Origin of the sequence: Bacteroides timonensis, from assembly GCF_000513195.1 — a bacterium.
Taxonomy (GTDB): domain Bacteria; phylum Bacteroidota; class Bacteroidia; order Bacteroidales; family Bacteroidaceae; genus Bacteroides; species Bacteroides timonensis.
On sequence record NZ_CBVI010000016.1, the window covers coordinates 114,627 to 134,595 of the forward strand.

Below are 19,969 nucleotides of genomic sequence, written 5' to 3' on the forward strand. Positions count from 1 at the left end.
CAATTCCAACATTTAGAAATATACATGGAACAACAAAATGAAATAATCATATATCAGTCTCAGGATGGTACGATAAAAGTCGATGTACTATTCTCGGAGGAAACAGTTTGGCTAACACAGACGCAGATTGGGTCTCTGTTTGGAAAGGCTAAATCTACTATAAGTGAGCATATCAAAAACATCTTCGAAGAAGGAGAGCTGAATGAGAATATGGTTGTTCGGAAATTCCGAACAACCACTCAGCATGGTGCGATTGAAGATAAGACACAAAGCCACGAGGTTAATTATTACAACTTGGATGTAATAATCTCAGTCGGTTACAGGGTGAAATCTATGCAAGGTACACAGTTCCGTATCTGGGCAACGCAACGTTTGAGGGATTATATCATCAAGGGGTTTGCTCTGAACGATGAGCGATTCAAGAGCGGTTCATCCATGAACTACTTCCGGGAACTGTTAGACAGGATTCGAGAAATTCGCTTGTCAGAACGGCTTTTCTATCAACAAATCAAGGATATTTACGCCACTAGTATTGATTATGATCCGTCCGATGAAATGACCCTTGCCTTTTACAAAGAGGTACAAAACAAACTTCTTTGGGCGGTTAGTGGCAAAACTGCAGCGGAGTTGATTTATTATCGGGCAAATGCCGCATTGCCGCAAATGGGGCTGACATCAACATCTCTGCCTAACAAGGTTCGTAAAGCCGATGTGGAAATTGGGAAGAACTACTTGAATGAAGAGGAAATTGGGCTTTTGAAATTGATCGTAGAACAATTCCTTGCTTATGCGGAGACTCAGGCAATCCAGCACAAACCGATGTATATGCGGGATTGGATTGAGAAACTAAAGCAGGTACTTACGATGAATGACAAAAATATATTGGAACACGCCGGATCCATCTCTCATAAATTGGCACTGCAAAAAGCCGCTGATGAGTATGATAAATACAAGGAGGTACAAAAACAGCTGGAGCGATTGGAAAGCATCAAAGAGTTGGAGAAGGATATTCAAAAACTGAATACAAATAAGAGAAAAAAGAAATAGTCTAAATCTTAAATTATAACAGAGACTGAAAAGGATTCTTGGTCTCTGTTATAATACTTCCGAATATTTGGGTTATTAACCAAATCTCCTCTATATTTGCATAGAGTTGTTTGAATGTAAGCAAAGCATAGATTATTAGTGCAACCTGACTTTCGCCATATGAAAGATTACTTTACCATCATACATTATCTATTTTTTTCCTGCCCAAAAGATAACACTACCCCCAGAAGCAATATGAAGAATACTCAATTATCCTACCATAGGGTGAAATTACTTTTTTTGTTTCCAATCTTTCAGCTTCCGTCCAACGCCCTACTCATGGTAGTTTCGGCTGAAAGCTCTTCCTGAAACTCTCTTTTTCAGGGTTCAGTGGGGGAACTTTCAGCCAGAAGTACCATGAACAGGGCGTTTGCGAACAAACTGAAAAGCTGAAACTAAAGAAACAACCATTTAGGGTTTAGGGAAGTTGAATGGTGAACGCTCACCACTCAAACAATAAAATCCCGGGATTCTCCCCCTTCACTGTCTAAAATAACATTACTTATTCCGGATGATAACATTGCTTGTTATCATCCGGAACATTACTTGTTACGAGGCATAACTATATATGTTATCAAGTGTATATGAAGACTATAAAATCGAGGAAAGACTAAAAAGATAGCGGATAACATATCCGAGAAGGATATATATATCGTGCATGCAGGACATATATACCGTACACGCAGGACATTAAGCTCCTACACGCAGGAAGTTAATATCCAACATGCAGGATATATATATCGTTCGTGCAGGAAGTAGGTAAAACCGAAAGCAAGCAATCGTTTTCAACTATTACGAATTTCACATAGCATTGTTTACTAACGGCATACAAGTTTTTATTTGCTTGATTTGCTCTTCCTGCATATTAATGATACATTTGCATTATTTATAAAACAACAAACAATAGCAATTCTCTTTGCTGACAAAAAGAAAGCATACTCCTAAAATACAAACGATATGCAAAACATCATAAACGGCATCCGACGCTACTACCCGGTTTCCGATGCTTCCTTAGCCCTGCTTTTCTCGAAAATGAAAAAGGCGGAACTACCCAAGAAGCATCTCCTGATACGGGGAGGTGTCATTGACCGCCACGTGTATTTCATAGAGAAAGGCTTTGCACGCTCCTACTGCCTGCTGGACGGCAAAGAACTCACCATCTGGTTCTCACGCGAAGGCGATATCACCTTCGCCATGAAAGACTTGTATCACAACGAACCGGGCTATGAGTATGTGGAACTTCTGGAAGACAGTACGCTATACGCCATCAGCATAGAAGACCTGAACCAACTTTATGAAACCAATATCGAGATTGCCAACTGGGGAAGAGTGATCCACCAGGAATGTCTGCTATATATGGACCAGCATCACATCAGCCGGCTTTTTCTGCCAGCCAAGGAACGCTATCTACAATTGATAAAAGAGTTGCCCGATGTTATCCAACGAGCTAAGTTAATCTACATAGCTTCCTATTTGGGCATTACCCCACAGCATTTAAGCCGTTTACGTGCAGAAAAGTTATTTTTTTAATCTATGTGAATTTTTATAATCGGGCAAACGCCTAACTTTGCCACCTTACTAAACAAATTTATCCATGATTAACACGCTTACATCCTTACGGTTGATATTTGCACTGATGGTATTTGGAGCGCACTGTTATGTAATAGCTCCCTTCTTTGACGTGCATTTCTTTAAAGAAGGCTTCGTAGGAGTTTGCTTTTTCTTTGTACTAAGTGGTTTCATCATCGCCTACAACTATCAAGAGAAACTGACGGAACACACCACCACCAAACGGAAATTCTGGATAGCCCGCATCGCCCGCGTCTATCCCCTGCACTGGCTCACGCTATTGCTGGCAGCCCTGCTGGGAGGCTACGTGGTGTACACCGGCACCGCCGACTGGTGCAGACATTTCCTGGCATCCCTCACACTGACGCAGGCTTACATCCCCCGGCCGGATTATTTCTTCTCCTTCAACAGCCCATCATGGAGTTTGTGCTGCGAACAACTGTTTTACTTCTGCTTCCCGTTCCTGATACCTTTGGCAAGAAACAGCAAAAGGCTATTCCTCTTTTTCCTCTTTTGCGCCCTGCTGGTTGTCATCGGCATGCACTTCACTCCGGAAGAAGACATCAAAGGATATTGGTATGTAAACCCCATCACCCGGTTTCCCGACTTCATTGTGGGGATGCTTCTGTTTCAAGTCTATCGCTATCTGAAAGACCGGGAAATCAGTTACCGGCAAGGCACTATCATCGAAGTGCTGTCCATAGCCATCTTTGCAGGGTTCTACCTTTATGCGACCGAAATACCTAAAGTATATCGTTACTCCTGCTACTATTGGCTTCCGGTGTCACTGATTCTGTTGAGCTTTGCGTTGCAGAAAGGAAGTCTTTCCCGACTATTAAATAACCGCTACCTGATAATAGGAGGTGAAATCAGTTACAGTTTCTATTTAATCCACCTCTTCGTATTGCTGACGTATGTGGAATGGCAGAAGCAGAGCGGTTGGCAAATCAGCTGGATGGTATCGGTACCGGTTCTCCTGGGCATCATACTGCTGCTTAGCCTGCTGTCCTACTATCGTTTTGAAAAGCCGATGAACAAACTGATAAAAAGAATACTAAACAATCAATCGAATGGAACAACCTTTATCGAAAACGCCTCGCATTGAGGTAGTAGATGCCTTGAGAGGCTTTGCCGTAATGGCTATCATCCTGGTGCACAATCTGGAGCACTTCATCTTCCCCGTCTATCCCACTGATTCTCCCGCTTGGCTGAATGTTCTGGACCAAGGCGTGCTGAATACTGTCTTCTCCCTGTTTGCCGGAAAGGCCTATGCCATTTTCGCCTTGCTTTTCGGATTTACCTTCTACATTCAATGCAACAATCAGAAGAAACAAGGAAAGGACTTCGGTTACCGCTTTCTGTGGCGCCTCGTACTGCTTGCAGGTTTCGCCACGCTGAATGCCGCTTTCTTTCCTGCCGGTGACGTGCTGTTGCTGTTTGTAGTGGTAGGGGTGGTTCTGTTTCTATTCCGTAACTTGAGCAATCGGATGATATTGGTGTTAGCCATTCTCTTTCTGCTGCAACCGATAGAATGGTATCATTATATAATGAGCCTGATCAATCCGGCACACCAGCTACCCGATTTAGGAGTGGGAGCCATGTATGCGGAAGTGGCAGAGTACACCAAAACAGGAACTTTAGGCCAATTTTTCTGGGGAAATGTTACATTAGGGCAGAAAGCCAGCTTCTTGTGGGCAGTAGGAGCCGGTCGTTTTTTGCAGACAGCGGGGCTTTTCCTGTTAGGGTTCTACATAGGCAGAAAGCAACTGTTTGTCACCAATGAGAAGAATATCCGTTTTTGGATAACGGCGCTTATCATCGGAGCCGTAGCTTTCGCTCCGCTATATCAGTTGAAAGAATTAATCATGAAGAGCGACGCTTTGGTTCAGCAAACGGTGGGAACGGCATTTGATATGTGGCAAAAGCTGGCGTTTACCTTTGTGCTGATAGCTTCGTTCATCCTGTTATATCAGAAGAAAGGTTTCAGCAAAGGCGTTTCCAGTCTCCGGTATTATGGAAAGATGAGTTTGACCAACTATATCACGCAGTCCATTCTGGGAGCCATTGTCTACTTCCCGTTCGGACTTTATCTGGCACCTTACTGCGGCTATACGCTGAGTCTGCTGATTGGTTTTGTCTTATTCCTGCTGCAAGTGAAATTCAGCAAATGGTGGCTGAGCAAGCACAAACAAGGACCGCTGGAGCACATCTGGCATAAATGGACTTGGATAGGCTCGTCACGCGCCAATAAATAAGCTATGGAAATAAAAGAAAGAATTACCCAAACGCTCGCTTTTATAGCTGACGAACTAAAAGAAGTTGCACCTTATTCCTGTATAATCGGAGCCTCAGCCATGATATTACATGGTTACGAGATTGGCGATACTGCGGACATTGATATACTCACAACTTCAAAAGGCTCTGATAAATTGCAACTCTCCCTTAAGGAATATATGGAAACTGCACCGCTTACAAAAGAAAATGAGTTGTTTCGTTCTAACTTTGCACGCTTTCAGCTTCCACTGATGGATGTAGAGGTTATGGGAGAATTGCAGGTATGTAAAGATAAGGAATGGCGACCGGTCTTTATTGAAGAGTACATAACCCTTCACATAGAAAATGTCACTATAAGAATACCTACATTGAAAGAGCAAATAAGGGTATTATCCCTTTTCGGCAGAGAAAAAGATTATCGGAGAATTAATCAACTCAGAAACTTGGAAGGGAGATACTAAAAATTAAAATGAGGAAGGCGCTTCGTCTTCCTCATCTTCATTTTTAATACATACGCGTCCTTAATTTCGCGAATACATCATATTCTATTCCCGACTACCACTGCGGAACAGCAAAAAGGTTGTGGAACGTAAACTTCACTTCCATAGAACTGCTGAAACCGAGTTCCTTGATGACGTCTCCGTCGGGTGTACCGAAAGCACAGCCGCCCGTCTTCGTCGCTCCATAACAATTCCAAAGCTCCAGGCGATACTTGGGACTTTCATTGGCATCAAGCACTTTCGTCGCATCGAATGTTACTTCTGTACCATCGAGGTAGAAATTATCCAACGTGGCATGCGTACCGGGGAAGAAGCCGTAAAGGTCCGCCACTTCAATGAAGGTCATGATGGAGCCTGCGGCATAATCGGTAGCTTCGTACTTGATATCGAATTGGGGAGCATCAAGGATGTATTGGAAGTTTTCATACTTCACCTCGAACGTAGCCCCTTGATTGAAACCCCAATCGCTTGTCCATGAAGGATTGACGGTAACCAGATTAGGTGTATACACGCCTGCGCCGTTACTGCTGATAGAAACAATAGTAAAGGTCACCTCGAACGTCGACTCGAATGCCAAAGCCGTCTCTTCGATGGTTTCGCCACCACCTTCTTGGAACGGCGTATCTTTCAGGCCATTCCAGCCGTCGTTGTGGCCGCATCCCCAGATGTTTGCCAGCTCTACACGGTAGTTGCCGCCACCTTCGATATTGCCGTAGAAGAACTTGCCGGCATCGAACTTCACTTCCTTGCCGTCGGCCTTGATGGCGTCTATGCGCACCAGAGCATTGGGATAAGCAGCAGCGTATCCTTCAATATCAAGCACATAAACCTGGCCAAAAGTACGGGGGGCTTCGGCATTGAACGTTATCGTATAGGTGCCCACTCCGGCATCACCGGCAGGAATTGTGGTCACAGCCGAGTTCCATCCGTCGGGAGCGCCGCCGCCGCCACAGCAAGTCAGTTTGGCAGTGAACCCATACTTATTCAGTTGCGGGATGTAGTTGACGCTGAGCTGTGCCGCACCCTGTGTGGGGTCGGTGCGCACCACGGCAAGCTGCATGGCCGATTCCGTCAAAGAGAGTATCTTGATGTTCGTCTTCTTGTCGTTCACAAAATCGGGAACAAAATTAGCCGGAGCTAAAATGTCCACATCGAGCGTGAGGGTTTTGTCCTCCTCGTTGATGGTGAACGTGCCTTCACTTTCAACGAATGTGCCTTCGGCAGTGACTTGCGAAACGACCACCTTATTCGTTCCGTCTTCTTCCTTCGAGAAGGTCATGGTTCCGCGGCAATTGTCGGCACTTCCGCCTACAGCCCAGCTGTTTCCGGCAAAGTCGGCAGCCCAGCACCAGGAATCACCAAGCACCGGTTCACCGTTGGAAACAGTCCGCCAGCTATCATCCATGCCATAAAAATAAGTAGGACCGGGGAAGATAAGATAGGAGCCATCACTCTTCAAGTCGATTTCCCAAGTCTGATAGAGCAAATCTTTAACGAACGGGACATTCTTGGCAGCAGAAACCGGACGGATGGCAAGAGCTTGATAAACAGGAGTGGTAGTACGCGTGTCGGCTGCACTGTTGAAGTGATAACTCATAGCAAACTGACCGTCAGAAGCATTGATGGAGCCGGAAAGATAATAACCTTCCATCCCGGCACCGGTAACAGTGCCTTGCGTACGTGAACCTGCGGCAGGCATAAAAATAGAATTTCCATTGGGGCCGGTGAACTTATATCCGGCCACACCTTCCACCTCAACCCATTCTTTGGTGCAGAGTGCAAAGAGTTCTTCAAACTCGGCAATGGTAGGCATTGTAACTTTTCCACCAAACGCTTTGTTGGCTATGTCATTAACAGTTTTGTAGATATCGGCAGAAGCATAGTGTGCAGGGTCGATACTGGTATTAAAGCCCGTCATATCACCGAAACCAAACAGACCGCCAATTTCCGTTTCCGAGGTAGCACCTACATTGTATTTCGCCCATTTGGTAGAAAGGCCAAGGTCTACAAGGTCATTGTCGAGGTCGAACACGTGAGCCGTAGTAGTGAATGACTTCTCTTCACCATACACTACGCCTGCACCGAGGTCAAGGTAAGCTACATAATAATAGGTGGTGTTGGGTAGCAAGCCTTCCACATTCACCGTATAGCTTCCTTTGGCATCGGTGGCGATGCGCACGCCGGCACGTACATTCTCGGTACCTGCTATACCCGACACCATGATACCGCTTTCGGCATCTGTGGGAAAGTCGGCAAGTGAACCGGCCAAAGTTGCCTTGTTGGCACCTACTTGGGTTGCATCGCCTGTTGTGGCACGGGCATTGGTCAGCACAAGGCTTTTCACTACGCCCTTATAGGTAACTTTGCCTTGCAGGGTGACGTATGCCTGGTAGTAAATGGTCTGGTTCACGCTGCCGGTGACGGTGGCTGCAAATTCGTCACCACCTGTAGCAACTATCCTTTCGGTAAGGTCATCGACAGCAGCACCGTAGTTGAAACCAGTGACGTATGCGCTGGCGGATTGGTTTTCGAGTCCCGATACGGTACCGTGCAGTGTGGCAGATGTGGCAGTCACATCTGCCGAACCCGTCACTACGGACGAGTCGGTGAGAAGAGGGGTAGCGTTAATCGCATAGTCATCATCACTGCATCCCGTCACCAAAACACCTATGACGAGAGCCATTATTCCAAATAATATTTTGCTTTTCATATTTCTATACTATTATTTATTGAATGGTGCAAGATACAATCTCAAATCCAACGGCGCTCCAATCGGGATTTCCGTCTTCTGCCATGACATCAGCGGTGCCGTAATCGGTGTACTGTATGGAGAGGTCGAGACAGGTAGGAAGGAACGTTACAGTAGCTCCGGTAGTATTAGTCAGAGTAACGGTCGTTTCGCCGGTAGTATTCACAGTTACCGCATCATCAAGGTCGAAGCATCCGGGTTCCCAGGTTTGCTTGATATTGTTATCAATCAATGCACATTTGGGAGCAGCTGTCCAAGTGATTCCGCCATTTATTTTAAAGGTCACGCTGATAGTCTGGTTCTTCTTCAATTTCACAGAGGCTACGTCCTTAAAGATACCGGTACCCGTATCACCGTAGTGATGGAAACCGATACGGATGCATCCATTCTCCAACCAAGTGTGTTCGGCAATTGTAGAGTTGTCAATACCTACGACCGTGGGGCCTTCCGGGCCACCCGTACTAATCTTCTTATAAAGCAGATTGGCAACAAGATAAGAATTTACCACTCCATTCTCGTCTCTCGATTCGGGAATACCGATAGCCAATGTTTCACCAGCCTCAACACCGAGCACCGTAAACTCACTGCCTGTAACAGCAACCGTACGCTGATCGCTTGAAGCAGTAAGGATAGTGATTTCCTTGTCGAAAGTCATCACACCTTCTGCAATGGTCACCTTACCGCTGATTTCACCGTATTCATAATTGTACGAACCATCGGAGGCTTTACTCAAGATAAGCTCAAAGTCTTCCACCTCATCACCGGCAGCAGGCGCCCATGAGTCATTGTAGACACCTCCTGTCACGCTTTCCCACTTCTGTGAGCTGGGGGAGCCGTTCCACCACAACCAGTCGTAGGGTGCTTCGGTATCGAGGTTGAATGTCATCTGATTGCCTACATAAGTCACACCGTTGATTTCGGTAGTGAAGAGGTCGGTAGTCAGGTTATCGAATGTAGGAAGCACAGGGGCAGCCTTCTCTATCAGTCCACTATCTTCTTTAGGAATACATTCGCCTTTGGTTGCAATCACCTCTTCGGACACAAAGTTCCATACAATGTACCAGTTACCTTCAGAATTGGTACGCTTGGTTGCCACTTGCAGTATATACGGAGTAAGTTCTATAATCTGAATATCCTGCGTGTAGTTGGAACATACTTCATCGAAAGCCACGTTATGCATGGAATAGCAATCGGTGAAGGTGATGGTAGGTTTGGTCTTTTCAGTGAGATTCATGTTGAACTTTCCTTTCATATTGGTACCAGTGCTTGAGCCTTTTACTCCAGCCTCACCGCGATACATAGTAGCCACACAACCATTGGCGGCATCCATGCTGAAGGTCATATACGAATCCATATAGGCATCGGTTTCGGGAATGAGCCAGCTTTGGAAGCCCGGATCCCAGTTGGGTTTCCAATTTCCGGTGCCGAAGACGATATCTTTATAGACTCCGTTATCCACATCATCCTGGGTATATCCGGCGCCGTCACCGTCAGGATCGTATGGAGACAGATACATCACAGGCCCTGAACACTGTCCGATACCATAATTACCATCGCAAGGATACCATTTTTTACTAACTCCCTCAGCCAATGTCTCAGCATCAGGAATAGCATTGCCCGACTTGAAATCCTCATACGCCAGCAAGAACCACTTCTCATCGCTCAACAGCGAGAAGTCGTTTTGTGCCAGATTAAAAGCATAAGGTTCGCCATATACGACACCACCGGGTGTCTCTACACCGAAAGTCACCTCATACTCACCTGCAAAAGGCAAGCTGACGGCAAGTTCGTTCTCTTGAGAGCGTCCCTGCGGAGTAACCCACAGCGGAGTGCAACCGGTAATATTCGACTTGAGGCGTACTTCATTTCCCTTAATAGTCACAGTGTAGGCAATGCCTTCCGCCAAGTCATCGGATACATAGGTTTTCTTGCCCATATCATATTCATCGGGTGAACAGGCCGACAACATCAACACCAAGCCTGCAATGAGCGTATATATATAATAATTCAATTTCATATCTTATTATTTTTAATGTTTTTCCTTGATAAACCTAAGCCTTCGTGGATTTACCAACCGGCATTCTGAGTAAGCACATTACCCGAAAGGGTGATTTGTGTATTCGGAATCTGCATCAGCCCTTTCTTCGAGGTGAAATTGCTTTCGGAGAATGAAGTGGTTTCTTCATTTCCACCGTTCATCACCTTGGCGCCATTTTGTGCGGCAGCGATGACACGTGCAGCGTATGCACCCTCTTTCTCATAACGCATCAAGTCCCAATAGTGCACGCCCTCGAAAGCTAATTCTATGGCGCGTTCCTTACGGATGTTTTCAATGCTGTAAGCCAGTGTCTCACCGGGATATACACGCTGGTGAACCTGATTTAATCCATCGGCATTACCATTGAGTTCGGAATGCATCAGCAGTACATCGGCATAACGCATGATGGTGTAATCCTGATAGTAAGTAATGTTCTGGTGCTGCTCACCCAACTTGAATCCGACTTCCTGACGCGTACCATCGGCAAAGCACATCGGCGCATACTTGCGGGTATAATAACCCGTGTATTCATACGAATCGGTGATATCGGCATTGAAACCGGCTTCGCTGCAACTCCATACGCAAGCATTGAAGCGAGGATCATTCTTATATTGCTCCACGAAAGCGGGAGTCACCGGGCAAGCCCCCCAGCCACTGGCAATACATACACTCGTAGCACTCCTGTTGCGAGGTCCCAGATAAACAGAGAAAGCATTACCATCACCATTGCCATTGTAGTCATGAGTAGTATTCATCTTCAGATTGAGCACAATTTCTGCCGAGAGTTTACCTTGTCCGGCTTGCCAGGCGGAACCATCGTACCACTTGCCGGCGTAGGTTGTATTCCAGGCATACGTGTCGCCGCTTGAAGCATCGGTGGTGCAAGCGGGCATCCAGAAGTCGGCATATTTTTTTTCCAGTTCATATTTCCCATTCTGCACCACATCGTTGATGGCAGCCACAGCCTCGGCTTTGGTGCATGAAGAATGTTCGGCACCATAGTAACCGGTATAATAAAGGTAGGCACGAGCCATCAGCGCTTCCGCGGCATACTTGGTGATGCGGCCATCGTTGGTATCGTTATTATCCAAAGGGTAAGCATCGGCAGGAATATGCTCGATCGCATACTTGAAGTCTTCAAAGATGAGTTTATAGACATCGCTTGCCGGAGAACGGGGAATATTTTCTTCGGAAGGGGCAGTAAGCAAAGGAACATCACCGAACATACGGACAAGGTCGAAATAAAGAATGCCGCGAAGAGCGTGCGCTTCGCCCATCACGCGTCCTTGCGCCTTGGCGTCACCGGCCCAGTCAATGTTTTCCTCCTGAGCGATGAGTTGGTTGCAACGGAATACGGCTTTATAATAGTTCTGCCAATCCGCATTAAAAATATCGTTGTATGAAGGCGCGATGCCCAGATTGAACTGGTCAATCACATTATTGTTTTTAGCATCCGAAAGGCCGAGACCGGCAAAGGCCTGTTCGGAAGCAAATTCCGCCAACAGATACATACCCACCCCCGCATCGGAAATAGTACGTTGCCATCCGTCGTAACAGCCCACTAAAGCCATTTCGGCAGACTCCAGGTTGCTGTAAGCCGTTTCAGTATTCAGGTCTTTTTTTGATGAAGTGTCGAAGAAGTCTTCACACGATGTGAAAACCAAGGCTGACACAGCGAGCGCACTCGTCAATAATATATGTTTTGTATTCATATTACTTTTCTTTTTCATGATTTAAAACGCAAGATTAATACCCACAATGAAGGTACGCGGGTGTGGATAGTAACCCATATCTACGCCCGATACCCATGTATCGTTGTTGTTACCGTCCGTGCCGTTGTATGAACCGATTTCGGGATCCATACCGTCGTACTTGGTCAGCGTGAAGAGGTTTTGAGCCTGCACATAGAGACGCAGTTTCGACAAGCCCTTCCAGGAGATGAGACGCTTGAAGTCGTACCCCAAAGTGATGTTCTGCAAGCGGATGTAGTCGCCATCCTGCAAATAAAGGTCGGAGAATTGCCAGTTGCCCACATCACCGTAGGTCACGCGGGGAATCCGGTTGCTGGTGCCTTCGCCCGTCCAGCGGTTCAGTATCTGACGGCTATAGTTGGCCTGCGAAGAGTTAGGATCGCGATAAGACTGCGCAATCTGGAAACCGGCGGCACCGGTAGCGTTCAGGCTCAGGTCGAAACCTTTATAGCCCAGGTTAATGTTAAAACCGAATGTGTATTTGGGAAGTCCGTTGCCTAAATCCACCTTATCATTGGCATCGATGGCACCATCGTGATTCACATCAATATACTTCACATCGCCGGGTTGTACACTATTTTGGAACACACCGTTTCCGGCAGCGATCCAGTCGTTAATCTCCTGCTTGTTCTGAAAGATACCGGCTGTCTTGAAGCCCCAGAAGTAACCTATGGCATGACCGTTTTCGGCACGGTAGAACTCTTCCGCATTACTATAGATTTGATTGGTAGCGCCATGAATGATACCGTCTTCGGTAGGGATGCTTCCCACTTCGTTATGGTTGTAGGCAAAATTACCACCTATACTGTAAGTGAAATCCTTACCTATCTGATCGTTCCAGGAGAGACCCAGCTCGACACCTTTGTTTTTTACGTCACCACCGTTGACAATGGGGCCGTCGGTACCCGCCGTAGCCAATACGGGAGCCTGTACCAACCAGTCCTTGGTGTTCTTGATATAACCGTCGGCAGTAAGCGCGAGACGCCCATTCAGGAAACGGGCATCGATACCCACATTATATTGTTCAGAGGTCTCCCATTTCACTTTCTCATTGGCAAGGCGGCTGGTATACGAACCCGTAACCCATCCGTCCTGACCTCCAGCTATACCGAAGTTATAATTGGTATTCGTGGTAGACACGGGAGCAAGATATTGATAGCAATTGATATTGGCGTTACCCACCTGACCCCAGCTGACACGTATCTTTAAGAAATCGAACCAAGACCTCACCGAATCCATGAATTTCTCTTCAGAGATAGTCCATCCGGCAGATACCGAAGGGAAATATCCCCAGCGGTGACCTTTGGCAAACTTCGACGAACCATCGGCACGCATAGTAGCATTTACCATATAGCGTTCTTTCCACGTCCAACCCAGGCGAGCGAAAAATGACATGCCGCGAGTAGAATCGTAAGGCGCCCCCTTCACTGTTTTATTCTCTGTTCCGTTGGTGTTTACCAGATAAGCATGGTCCCAATCATCAAATCCGGGGATAAGGCCCGTGTTGGAACCTTCGGTGTTGCTACCGTCATAGGTGGACATTTCGCTACCTATCAAGGCATTTATGTGATGATTGTCGGGCAGATCGAAATCGTAAGAGAGGGTATTGGTCCACACCATCGACATGCCGTGCCCATGGCTCTGGCTCACTTTGCTTACGGTGTTGGCGGTCTGCGGAGTGAACTGGTACTTAGGTGTATAGGAGCGGTAGTCGGAAGCGCCGTAACTGATGCCATACACCGTCTTGAATCTCAGGTTCTTGACGGGTTCAATCTGCACATATACGTTGGCATCGAGCGAACCGTTCTTGCTGTTGTTGTAGCGGTTCACCATCATGCTGCCGTAAGGATTGCCGTCGTTCACGTTCCAATCGGAGTTCACCGTGGAGTTATAGTTGCCATCGGCATCATAAACGGGAATAATGGGAGACGCAGAGAAAGCGCTGCGAAGGTTGTTGTTCCAGATGTTACCGGTATTCATGCCGCGCGTATCTTTCCACACAAAGCTCACATGTTCGCCCACAGTCACCAGTCCGTTCCACATCTTATGTTCAGAGTTGACGCGGAAGTTATACCTTTTATAATAAGAAACATCTGAGCCACCAATCAGGCCATCCTGACCTGTGTAGCCACCTGAAATAGCATAAGTAGAAGTTTTGGAACCACCAGTGAACGAGAGGTTGTGGCTGGTAGTTAATCCGCCATCTTCAATTGCCTGGTCAATCCAGTCAGTATCATATATATTCCCCCTAGCATCATGTATGGAGCTAAGCGAAGCCCAATCCACCGGCGACATGCCTGAGTTGAGACGGGCTTCATCCATAATATTCATATACTCTGAAGCATTGAGCATACTGTACTTGCGACCTATCGTCTGCCAACCGGCAAAACCATCATAGCTGATTCTACAAGTACCTTCCTTACCACTTTTTGTAGTAACCAACACTACACCATTAGCAGCCTGCGCACCATAAATAGCAGCCGAAGCAGCATCTTTCAATACATCGATACTTTCAATATCAGCAGGATTCAGAGTAGAAATGTCGCCCCCCACACCATCGATAAGATAGAGAGGCTGAGAATTACCCACCGTACCCAGTCCACGAATGGTTACACTCATGCTGGCACCTGGCTGTCCGGAAGTAGAGACAATGTTCACACCGGGTGTTTGTCCCTGCAAAGCAGAGAGAGGGTTCGTTGTATTCAGTTTGGCAATGTTTTCACCCTTCACCTGAACCGTAGCACCGGTTACGAGTTTCTTTTTCTGAACGCCGTAACCTACCACGACTACTTCATCCAGCATTTCGGTATCTTCTTTTAATGAAACATTGATAACCGAAGAATCACCTACTTTAAATTCCAAAGATTTGTAGCCGATATAAGAGAATACCAGCGTTTGCCCAATTTGGGCTGTTACAGAATATTTACCGTCCATATCGGTTATTCCACCGGTGGAAGTCTCTTTCACCTGGACGCTGACACCAATCAACGGCTCATTGTCCGTGGCAGATGTCACAACTCCCGAAATGGTTTTGCTTTGAGAAGGGATAGCCTGAAGACTACTGATTGCAGGTACCAGAAGTAGCAGTACCAATGCAACACGGCATAAATGCAAATTTATGCACTTTTCAAAGAATGTCTTTCTCATTGTACATTGTTTAATGGTTAATATCAAAGATTTTATTGTGTTCTTTTTCGTTTACAAAAGAAACCACGACAAATGTATGAAATGAAGTTGAAAGACTTTGAAAAGAATGTTATGAAGAGGAGACAGATTGGTTAATCCTCGCTCCTGAAATGTTATTAATAAAGGTACAATTTGTTTTTATCCCCCTCACAGAGGTACTGTGAAGGGGATAAAGACTTACTGATTCACTACGAAATTACGTATCTGACACCCGGTTCTCTCACCTTTGGCTATACGCAAACGCAAGGTATGCTGACCGGAAGCCAGTTCTGTTTCCAGCATATACACCCATGGAATGTATAGGTTTCGACTCCAATCGGTAAGTGTATCCAGCTTCTTGAACGGAGCGCCATCCACACTGTATTCCAGCACACAGGCTTGCGGACCGGCTGCGCAGAAGATACCTACAGCACGTCCTTCAAAAGAGAATGAAAGACTGGCTCCGGCACGATCAGCCACCAACATGGGAACATGTACGAAACCTTTACGGGTATTCCCTTTCACTGTAGGCGTCCAGTCATCCACTACTTTCCAACCATTCAGTTGCTTGGCGGAACGAACATCTACAAATACACCTTTATCATAAGAATAGGAATCTATCGGTTTTTCCGGTACCTCATGTGCCAGGACGGTTTTCTTTGCCACGCCACCACTCCATTCAAGGTCGAAGAGACGGTTTATAGCGGCAGCATAATATGTATGACCGTTCCAAGCAGGATGTGTGCCACCAAATTCTTTCCAATCGAACTCACCATCGCGCATACGCTGCGCCACTTCTTCCGCCAGATTGATAGAGGAAACATAATAATGATTGGCTACACTTTCATGATTCATAATAACCTGGGGTTGCATACCCTTGTCCAACAAAGGTATGAATGGATCGTAAATAAAGTGAAGCATGACAATATCCATTTCCGAACTGACAGTACGGGCATGACGAATAATACCCTCCATACCGCGCGTCTGCCGGATATAATCGAATCCGTTTGTATCATCATTTACCGCTGCCTCAACAAATAATAAATCAGGCATTCCTTTCTGCAATACATCATTTTCAAAACGGAAAGCATGAGGAGTGCTTCCGGTAGAAGGTATTCCGGCATCAATGAACGTGAATTCAGTTTCCGGGAAACGCTGTTTCAAATCTTCCTGTATCATATTCCGCCAACCACGCATTTCGGTAATGGAGCCACCCAGAAAAGCGACACAACCTTTTTTCTCTTTCGCAAACTTCAGATAAGAGTTAGTAAGGCTACCACGTTGATGGATTACTTGTTTCTTCTGATAATCCGGTTGGTTACGGATTATAAAATCAACAACCGGTTCAGCATTATCCAAGCTATGGGGATGGTGATCGCAACCGGGTTTCAATATGATTTCGACATTACCTCCCAAAGCACGATAACGTTCAGCAGCAATCTTCATGTGCTTTTCATACGGCACAATCTTGTCACTATCACCGCAAACGCCCATCACTGGAATACCGGCAGCCGCTAATGGAGCCAGGTTATCAATCGGATTTCCTTTGAAGTCTTTGGCATTTTCTTCAGTCAATCCCCATTCTGCAAGGAAGCCTTTCCAGAAATCACGTTCCCAGTTCTCGGAGAAATAGAGCATATCGCATACAGGAGCGTCCACATAGATACAGGCCACTTTATCTGGATTATTTGCTGCCCAGTTAAATGCGAATAATCCGCCACGGCTGAAGCCTTCTAACGTCACTTTGGGAGAAAGACGATAATATCTGCGCATGACTTCATAGAAATCAGTGCCCAGACGTTGCGCACGCGGACTTCCATAAAGATGAGTCAAATCATAATACGCCACATGGAAACCTTTTTCCAACAAAGCCTTATCTACCGAAGGGAAAGCTCCGAAAAATGCAGGACGCCATATCCAGGGACGCCCTTCCGCTACCTTGCGGGGAGCAACAACGATAGCGCGGCGTGCATTACAAATAAAATCATAACGATCGAACCCTTCCCATTGCGACTTCTTACCGGGGAAAGGTTGATCGGTAACAATTACAGGCGCCTCATTACCGGTCAGTGTACGATAAAGTTCACCGGCAATCAATGCAGCTCCTTGTTCATTGGGGTGGATACCATCTGTATAGTAATCAGGATATGGCTTCAGCAGTGCATAAAGATCCACAACAGGCAGATGACGTTTCTTCGCTACACTGCGTATTACAGGAATAATACCGTTTGTAATTACGCTATCGTTAATACCAAAATTCCGTTTTACGGCAGGAACAGGCAAACAAAGATATATCTTAGGTTTGGAAGGCAATTCCTGAAGAATATCCAGCATTTCCGTCAAATCCTTCTTAAAGTCTTTTCCATAACGCCAGTTCCAGGGTTTGCTGTCATTCGTTCCCAATTTAATGGTAACGATATCCGGCTGAAATGCCAAAAGATCACGAAACTTCTGTTCGTGCATATAAGGATGATCCCCCTTATTCAACAATACACGGGCACTAATTCCGAAATTGCGGACATCGTACCCTTCACCCAAAAACTGGGAAAGCAACCCCGGATAACTATTCTGAAACTGATTTTTAATTCCTGAGCCATAAGTGATACTGTTTCCAACACAGGCAATCTTTACAGGTTTCTTTTCTTGTGCCACTGCCCACAGACTGAACAAGCACAAAAAAAGTAAAAGAGTGTTTTTCTTTTTCATAATATCTATATTAAATATACTCCATAGCATTTTTGACCGACACAAAGATACATTTTATTTTAAAATCAAAGCCTAATAATTTAATCACTTAAAGGTTATCAACACTTTCGTATACGTATTTAGTTTGGATAAAATTTCCATCCTCGCTCCATAAATAGATAATATCTTCAAAGAAAGTCCTAGCCCAATGCCATGACCTGAATATTCCCTTGTATTGATTGCACGATAGAATGCCTGGAAAATAAGCTGTATTTCATCTTCGGGAATGCCAATGCCTTTGTCTTCTATTTCCAAAATAGTGTTCCCTTCCTTAGGATACAGCCGCACAGCTACAGGTTGTTCACCGGAATATTTACAGGCATTGTTCAGTATATTACGGATTGCTATTTTCAGCAAATGCAGATTAGCCCTCACCACTGGCAGGTTCTCTTTCTGAAATGTATTCCTGAACTGCATCCGCTCATTCTCGGCACACAGTATGATCAGAAGTTCTGCCAGGTCCACATCTTCCATATTATTCTTCAGAAGTTCTTCATCCTGATGCGAAAGGAAAAGGAGGGATTTTATCAACAGGCTGATTCTTTTGCTTTCATCCGAAATACGGTTCAAAGCCTTGATATATTCCTGTGGCGAACGTTCTTTCAGCAAGCTGATTTCACACTCGCCCTGAATGGCCGTCAGCGGATTATTAAGTTCATGGGAAGCACTGCTTACGAAAGATTTTTCGGACTTGAAAGCCGCGTCTATGCGGTCGAGCATGCCGTTGATTGAAGTGATCAGATCGTCCAGTTCGTCATGGTTACCAGCTGTCTTAATCCGGATATTCAGATTATTCCCCCGGATGCGCCGCAGCTCTTTCAAAATACGCTTCACCGGTGCCAACATTCGATTGGCATAAAACCTTCCAATGAAATAAACCGATATGGAGCTGAAAAGGAACAAAAGAAGTATCAGGATAAGCACATGATTCTGTATCTCCGTTCCATAGTTGTTCCGGGCAAGTATCAGAACTATAAAATTACCTTCATTATCCGGATAATACAATGCCGCACCCACTTCCTTTTTGTAACGGAATGAAACCGGTTCTTCCATGAATAGTCGCTTCTGCTGCTCTTCGTTCAGATACTTATCAAGTGTATCTTTCACAGTCTCCATACTATCGGTATTCAGCAAAATTTCCTTAGCTTGGGGAAGAAGCCCTTCATATTCCTGACGGATAATTTCATAACTGCTCTCGTCCACTTCATCCTTTTCCCAGTGTTTCTGGGCAGTAAGATAGGCTTTATCTGCCAAGTAAGAATCGTACAGCCTATTGATATAGTTATAAATGAAAAAATAGAAAACAACCATGATACAGGTAAGCATACATATCGTGATACCCGTATAGAACAACGCTATTTTACTTCCTATCTTCACTATGATTCTCCAATTAATGAGATTCCATAATATAGCCCAAACCTACCACCGTATGGATAAGTTTGTTTTCATAATCTTTATCGATCTTGGTACGCAGGTAGTTCACATACACATCTACTACATTGGTATTCGTATCAAAATTCTTATCCCATACATGTTTCAGGAGATTCACCCGAGAGAGCACAACACCCTGGTTATTCATGAAGTGCTCTAAAAGGCGGTATTCTTTTACCGTCAGTTCCATTTCATGGTCACCACGACGGGCACGCCTGGTATTGCAATCGAGGATAAGGTCACCGCAAACAAGCTCCGAAGTTCTTTTCTCCTTGTTCCTGCGCAGCAAAGCGGTGATACGCGCTTCCAACTCCTGAAAGCTGAAAGGCTTCACCAAATAATCATCGGCACCTGCATAGAGTCCTTTTACAATATCATCTGTTGTACCCAAGGCTGTAAGCATAATGACGGGGGAATCGTATCCATAGAGTTGGCGGTACTGCCTACATAGGTCCAGTCCGTTCATCTTGGGCATGATTATATCTAGAACAAGTAAGTCAAAAGGTTCGTCCTGGGCCAGCTGCCAACCATCCGCACCATTATAAGCTACAGAAACCGTATGCCCGAATTCCTGCAATCCCCGTTCTATGAAAGAGGCTATATTGACTTCATCTTCTACCAACAGTATCTTTGCCATAGTTTTTAAAACTTAAAGAAAGCA

At 45.5% G+C, this 19,969-nt stretch carries 12 protein-coding genes; 5 read left to right on the top strand and 7 right to left on the bottom strand.

Annotated features, from left to right (window positions below):
* Positions 1–24: 24 nt before the first annotated feature.
* The 5 genes from BN161_RS05500 (at position 25) to BN161_RS05520 (ending at position 5,390) form a co-directional block, all read left to right on the top strand.
* Positions 25–1,047, top strand: coding sequence for a virulence RhuM family protein (locus BN161_RS05500; protein ID WP_044263653.1), 1,023 nt, complete (start codon positions 25–27; stop codon positions 1,045–1,047).
* 996 nt (positions 1,048–2,043) lie between these two features.
* A complete protein-coding gene (locus tag BN161_RS05505) occupies positions 2,044–2,616 on the top strand; it encodes a Crp/Fnr family transcriptional regulator (RefSeq protein ID WP_044263654.1) in 573 nt (190 codons plus the stop codon).
* A gap of 64 nt (positions 2,617–2,680) precedes the next feature.
* Positions 2,681–3,760: an acyltransferase family protein gene (locus tag BN161_RS05510; RefSeq protein WP_044263656.1), complete on the top strand. Its 1,080-nt coding sequence runs from the start codon at positions 2,681–2,683 to the stop codon at positions 3,758–3,760.
* Positions 3,726–4,910 (top strand): DUF418 domain-containing protein, encoded by a 1,185-nt coding sequence (locus BN161_RS05515; protein WP_044263658.1) that lies wholly within the window; start codon positions 3,726–3,728, stop codon positions 4,908–4,910. The genes BN161_RS05510 and BN161_RS05515 overlap by 35 nt, the downstream gene beginning before the upstream one ends.
* Before the next feature lie 3 nt (positions 4,911–4,913).
* A complete protein-coding gene (locus BN161_RS05520; protein ID WP_044263660.1) occupies positions 4,914–5,390 on the top strand; it encodes a nucleotidyltransferase family protein in 477 nt (158 codons plus the stop codon).
* A gap of 94 nt (positions 5,391–5,484) precedes the next feature.
* Here the strand turns inward: BN161_RS05520 and BN161_RS05525 are convergent, their stop codons facing one another.
* The 7 genes from BN161_RS05525 to BN161_RS05555 all read right to left on the bottom strand — a co-directional run bounded on the left by BN161_RS05525 (position 5,485) and on the right by BN161_RS05555 (position 19,945).
* On the bottom strand, positions 5,485–8,139 hold the full coding sequence (locus tag BN161_RS05525; protein ID WP_044263662.1) for a hypothetical protein: 2,655 nt from the start codon (positions 8,137–8,139) through the stop codon (positions 5,485–5,487).
* Positions 8,140–8,155: 16 nt separating this feature from the next.
* Positions 8,156–10,195 (bottom strand): hypothetical protein, encoded by a 2,040-nt coding sequence (locus tag BN161_RS05530; RefSeq protein WP_044263664.1) that lies wholly within the window; start codon positions 10,193–10,195, stop codon positions 8,156–8,158.
* Positions 10,196–10,245: 50 nt separating this feature from the next.
* A complete protein-coding gene (locus tag BN161_RS05535) occupies positions 10,246–11,928 on the bottom strand; it encodes a RagB/SusD family nutrient uptake outer membrane protein (RefSeq protein ID WP_044263666.1) in 1,683 nt (560 codons plus the stop codon).
* 21 nt (positions 11,929–11,949) lie between these two features.
* Positions 11,950–15,114: a SusC/RagA family TonB-linked outer membrane protein gene (locus tag BN161_RS05540; RefSeq protein WP_044263667.1), complete on the bottom strand. Its 3,165-nt coding sequence runs from the start codon at positions 15,112–15,114 to the stop codon at positions 11,950–11,952.
* A 216-nt stretch (positions 15,115–15,330) separates the two neighbouring features.
* Positions 15,331–17,838 carry an alpha/beta fold hydrolase gene (locus BN161_RS05545; RefSeq protein WP_044263670.1) on the bottom strand — a complete coding sequence of 836 codons (2,508 nt, stop codon included), beginning with the start codon at positions 17,836–17,838 and terminating at the stop codon, positions 15,331–15,333.
* Between the two features lie 84 nt (positions 17,839–17,922).
* Positions 17,923–19,254, bottom strand: coding sequence for a sensor histidine kinase (locus BN161_RS05550; RefSeq protein WP_044263673.1), 1,332 nt, complete (start codon positions 19,252–19,254; stop codon positions 17,923–17,925).
* Positions 19,255–19,267: 13 nt separating this feature from the next.
* Positions 19,268–19,945, bottom strand: coding sequence for a response regulator transcription factor (locus tag BN161_RS05555; RefSeq protein ID WP_044263675.1), 678 nt, complete (start codon positions 19,943–19,945; stop codon positions 19,268–19,270).
* Positions 19,946–19,969 lie beyond the last annotated feature (24 nt).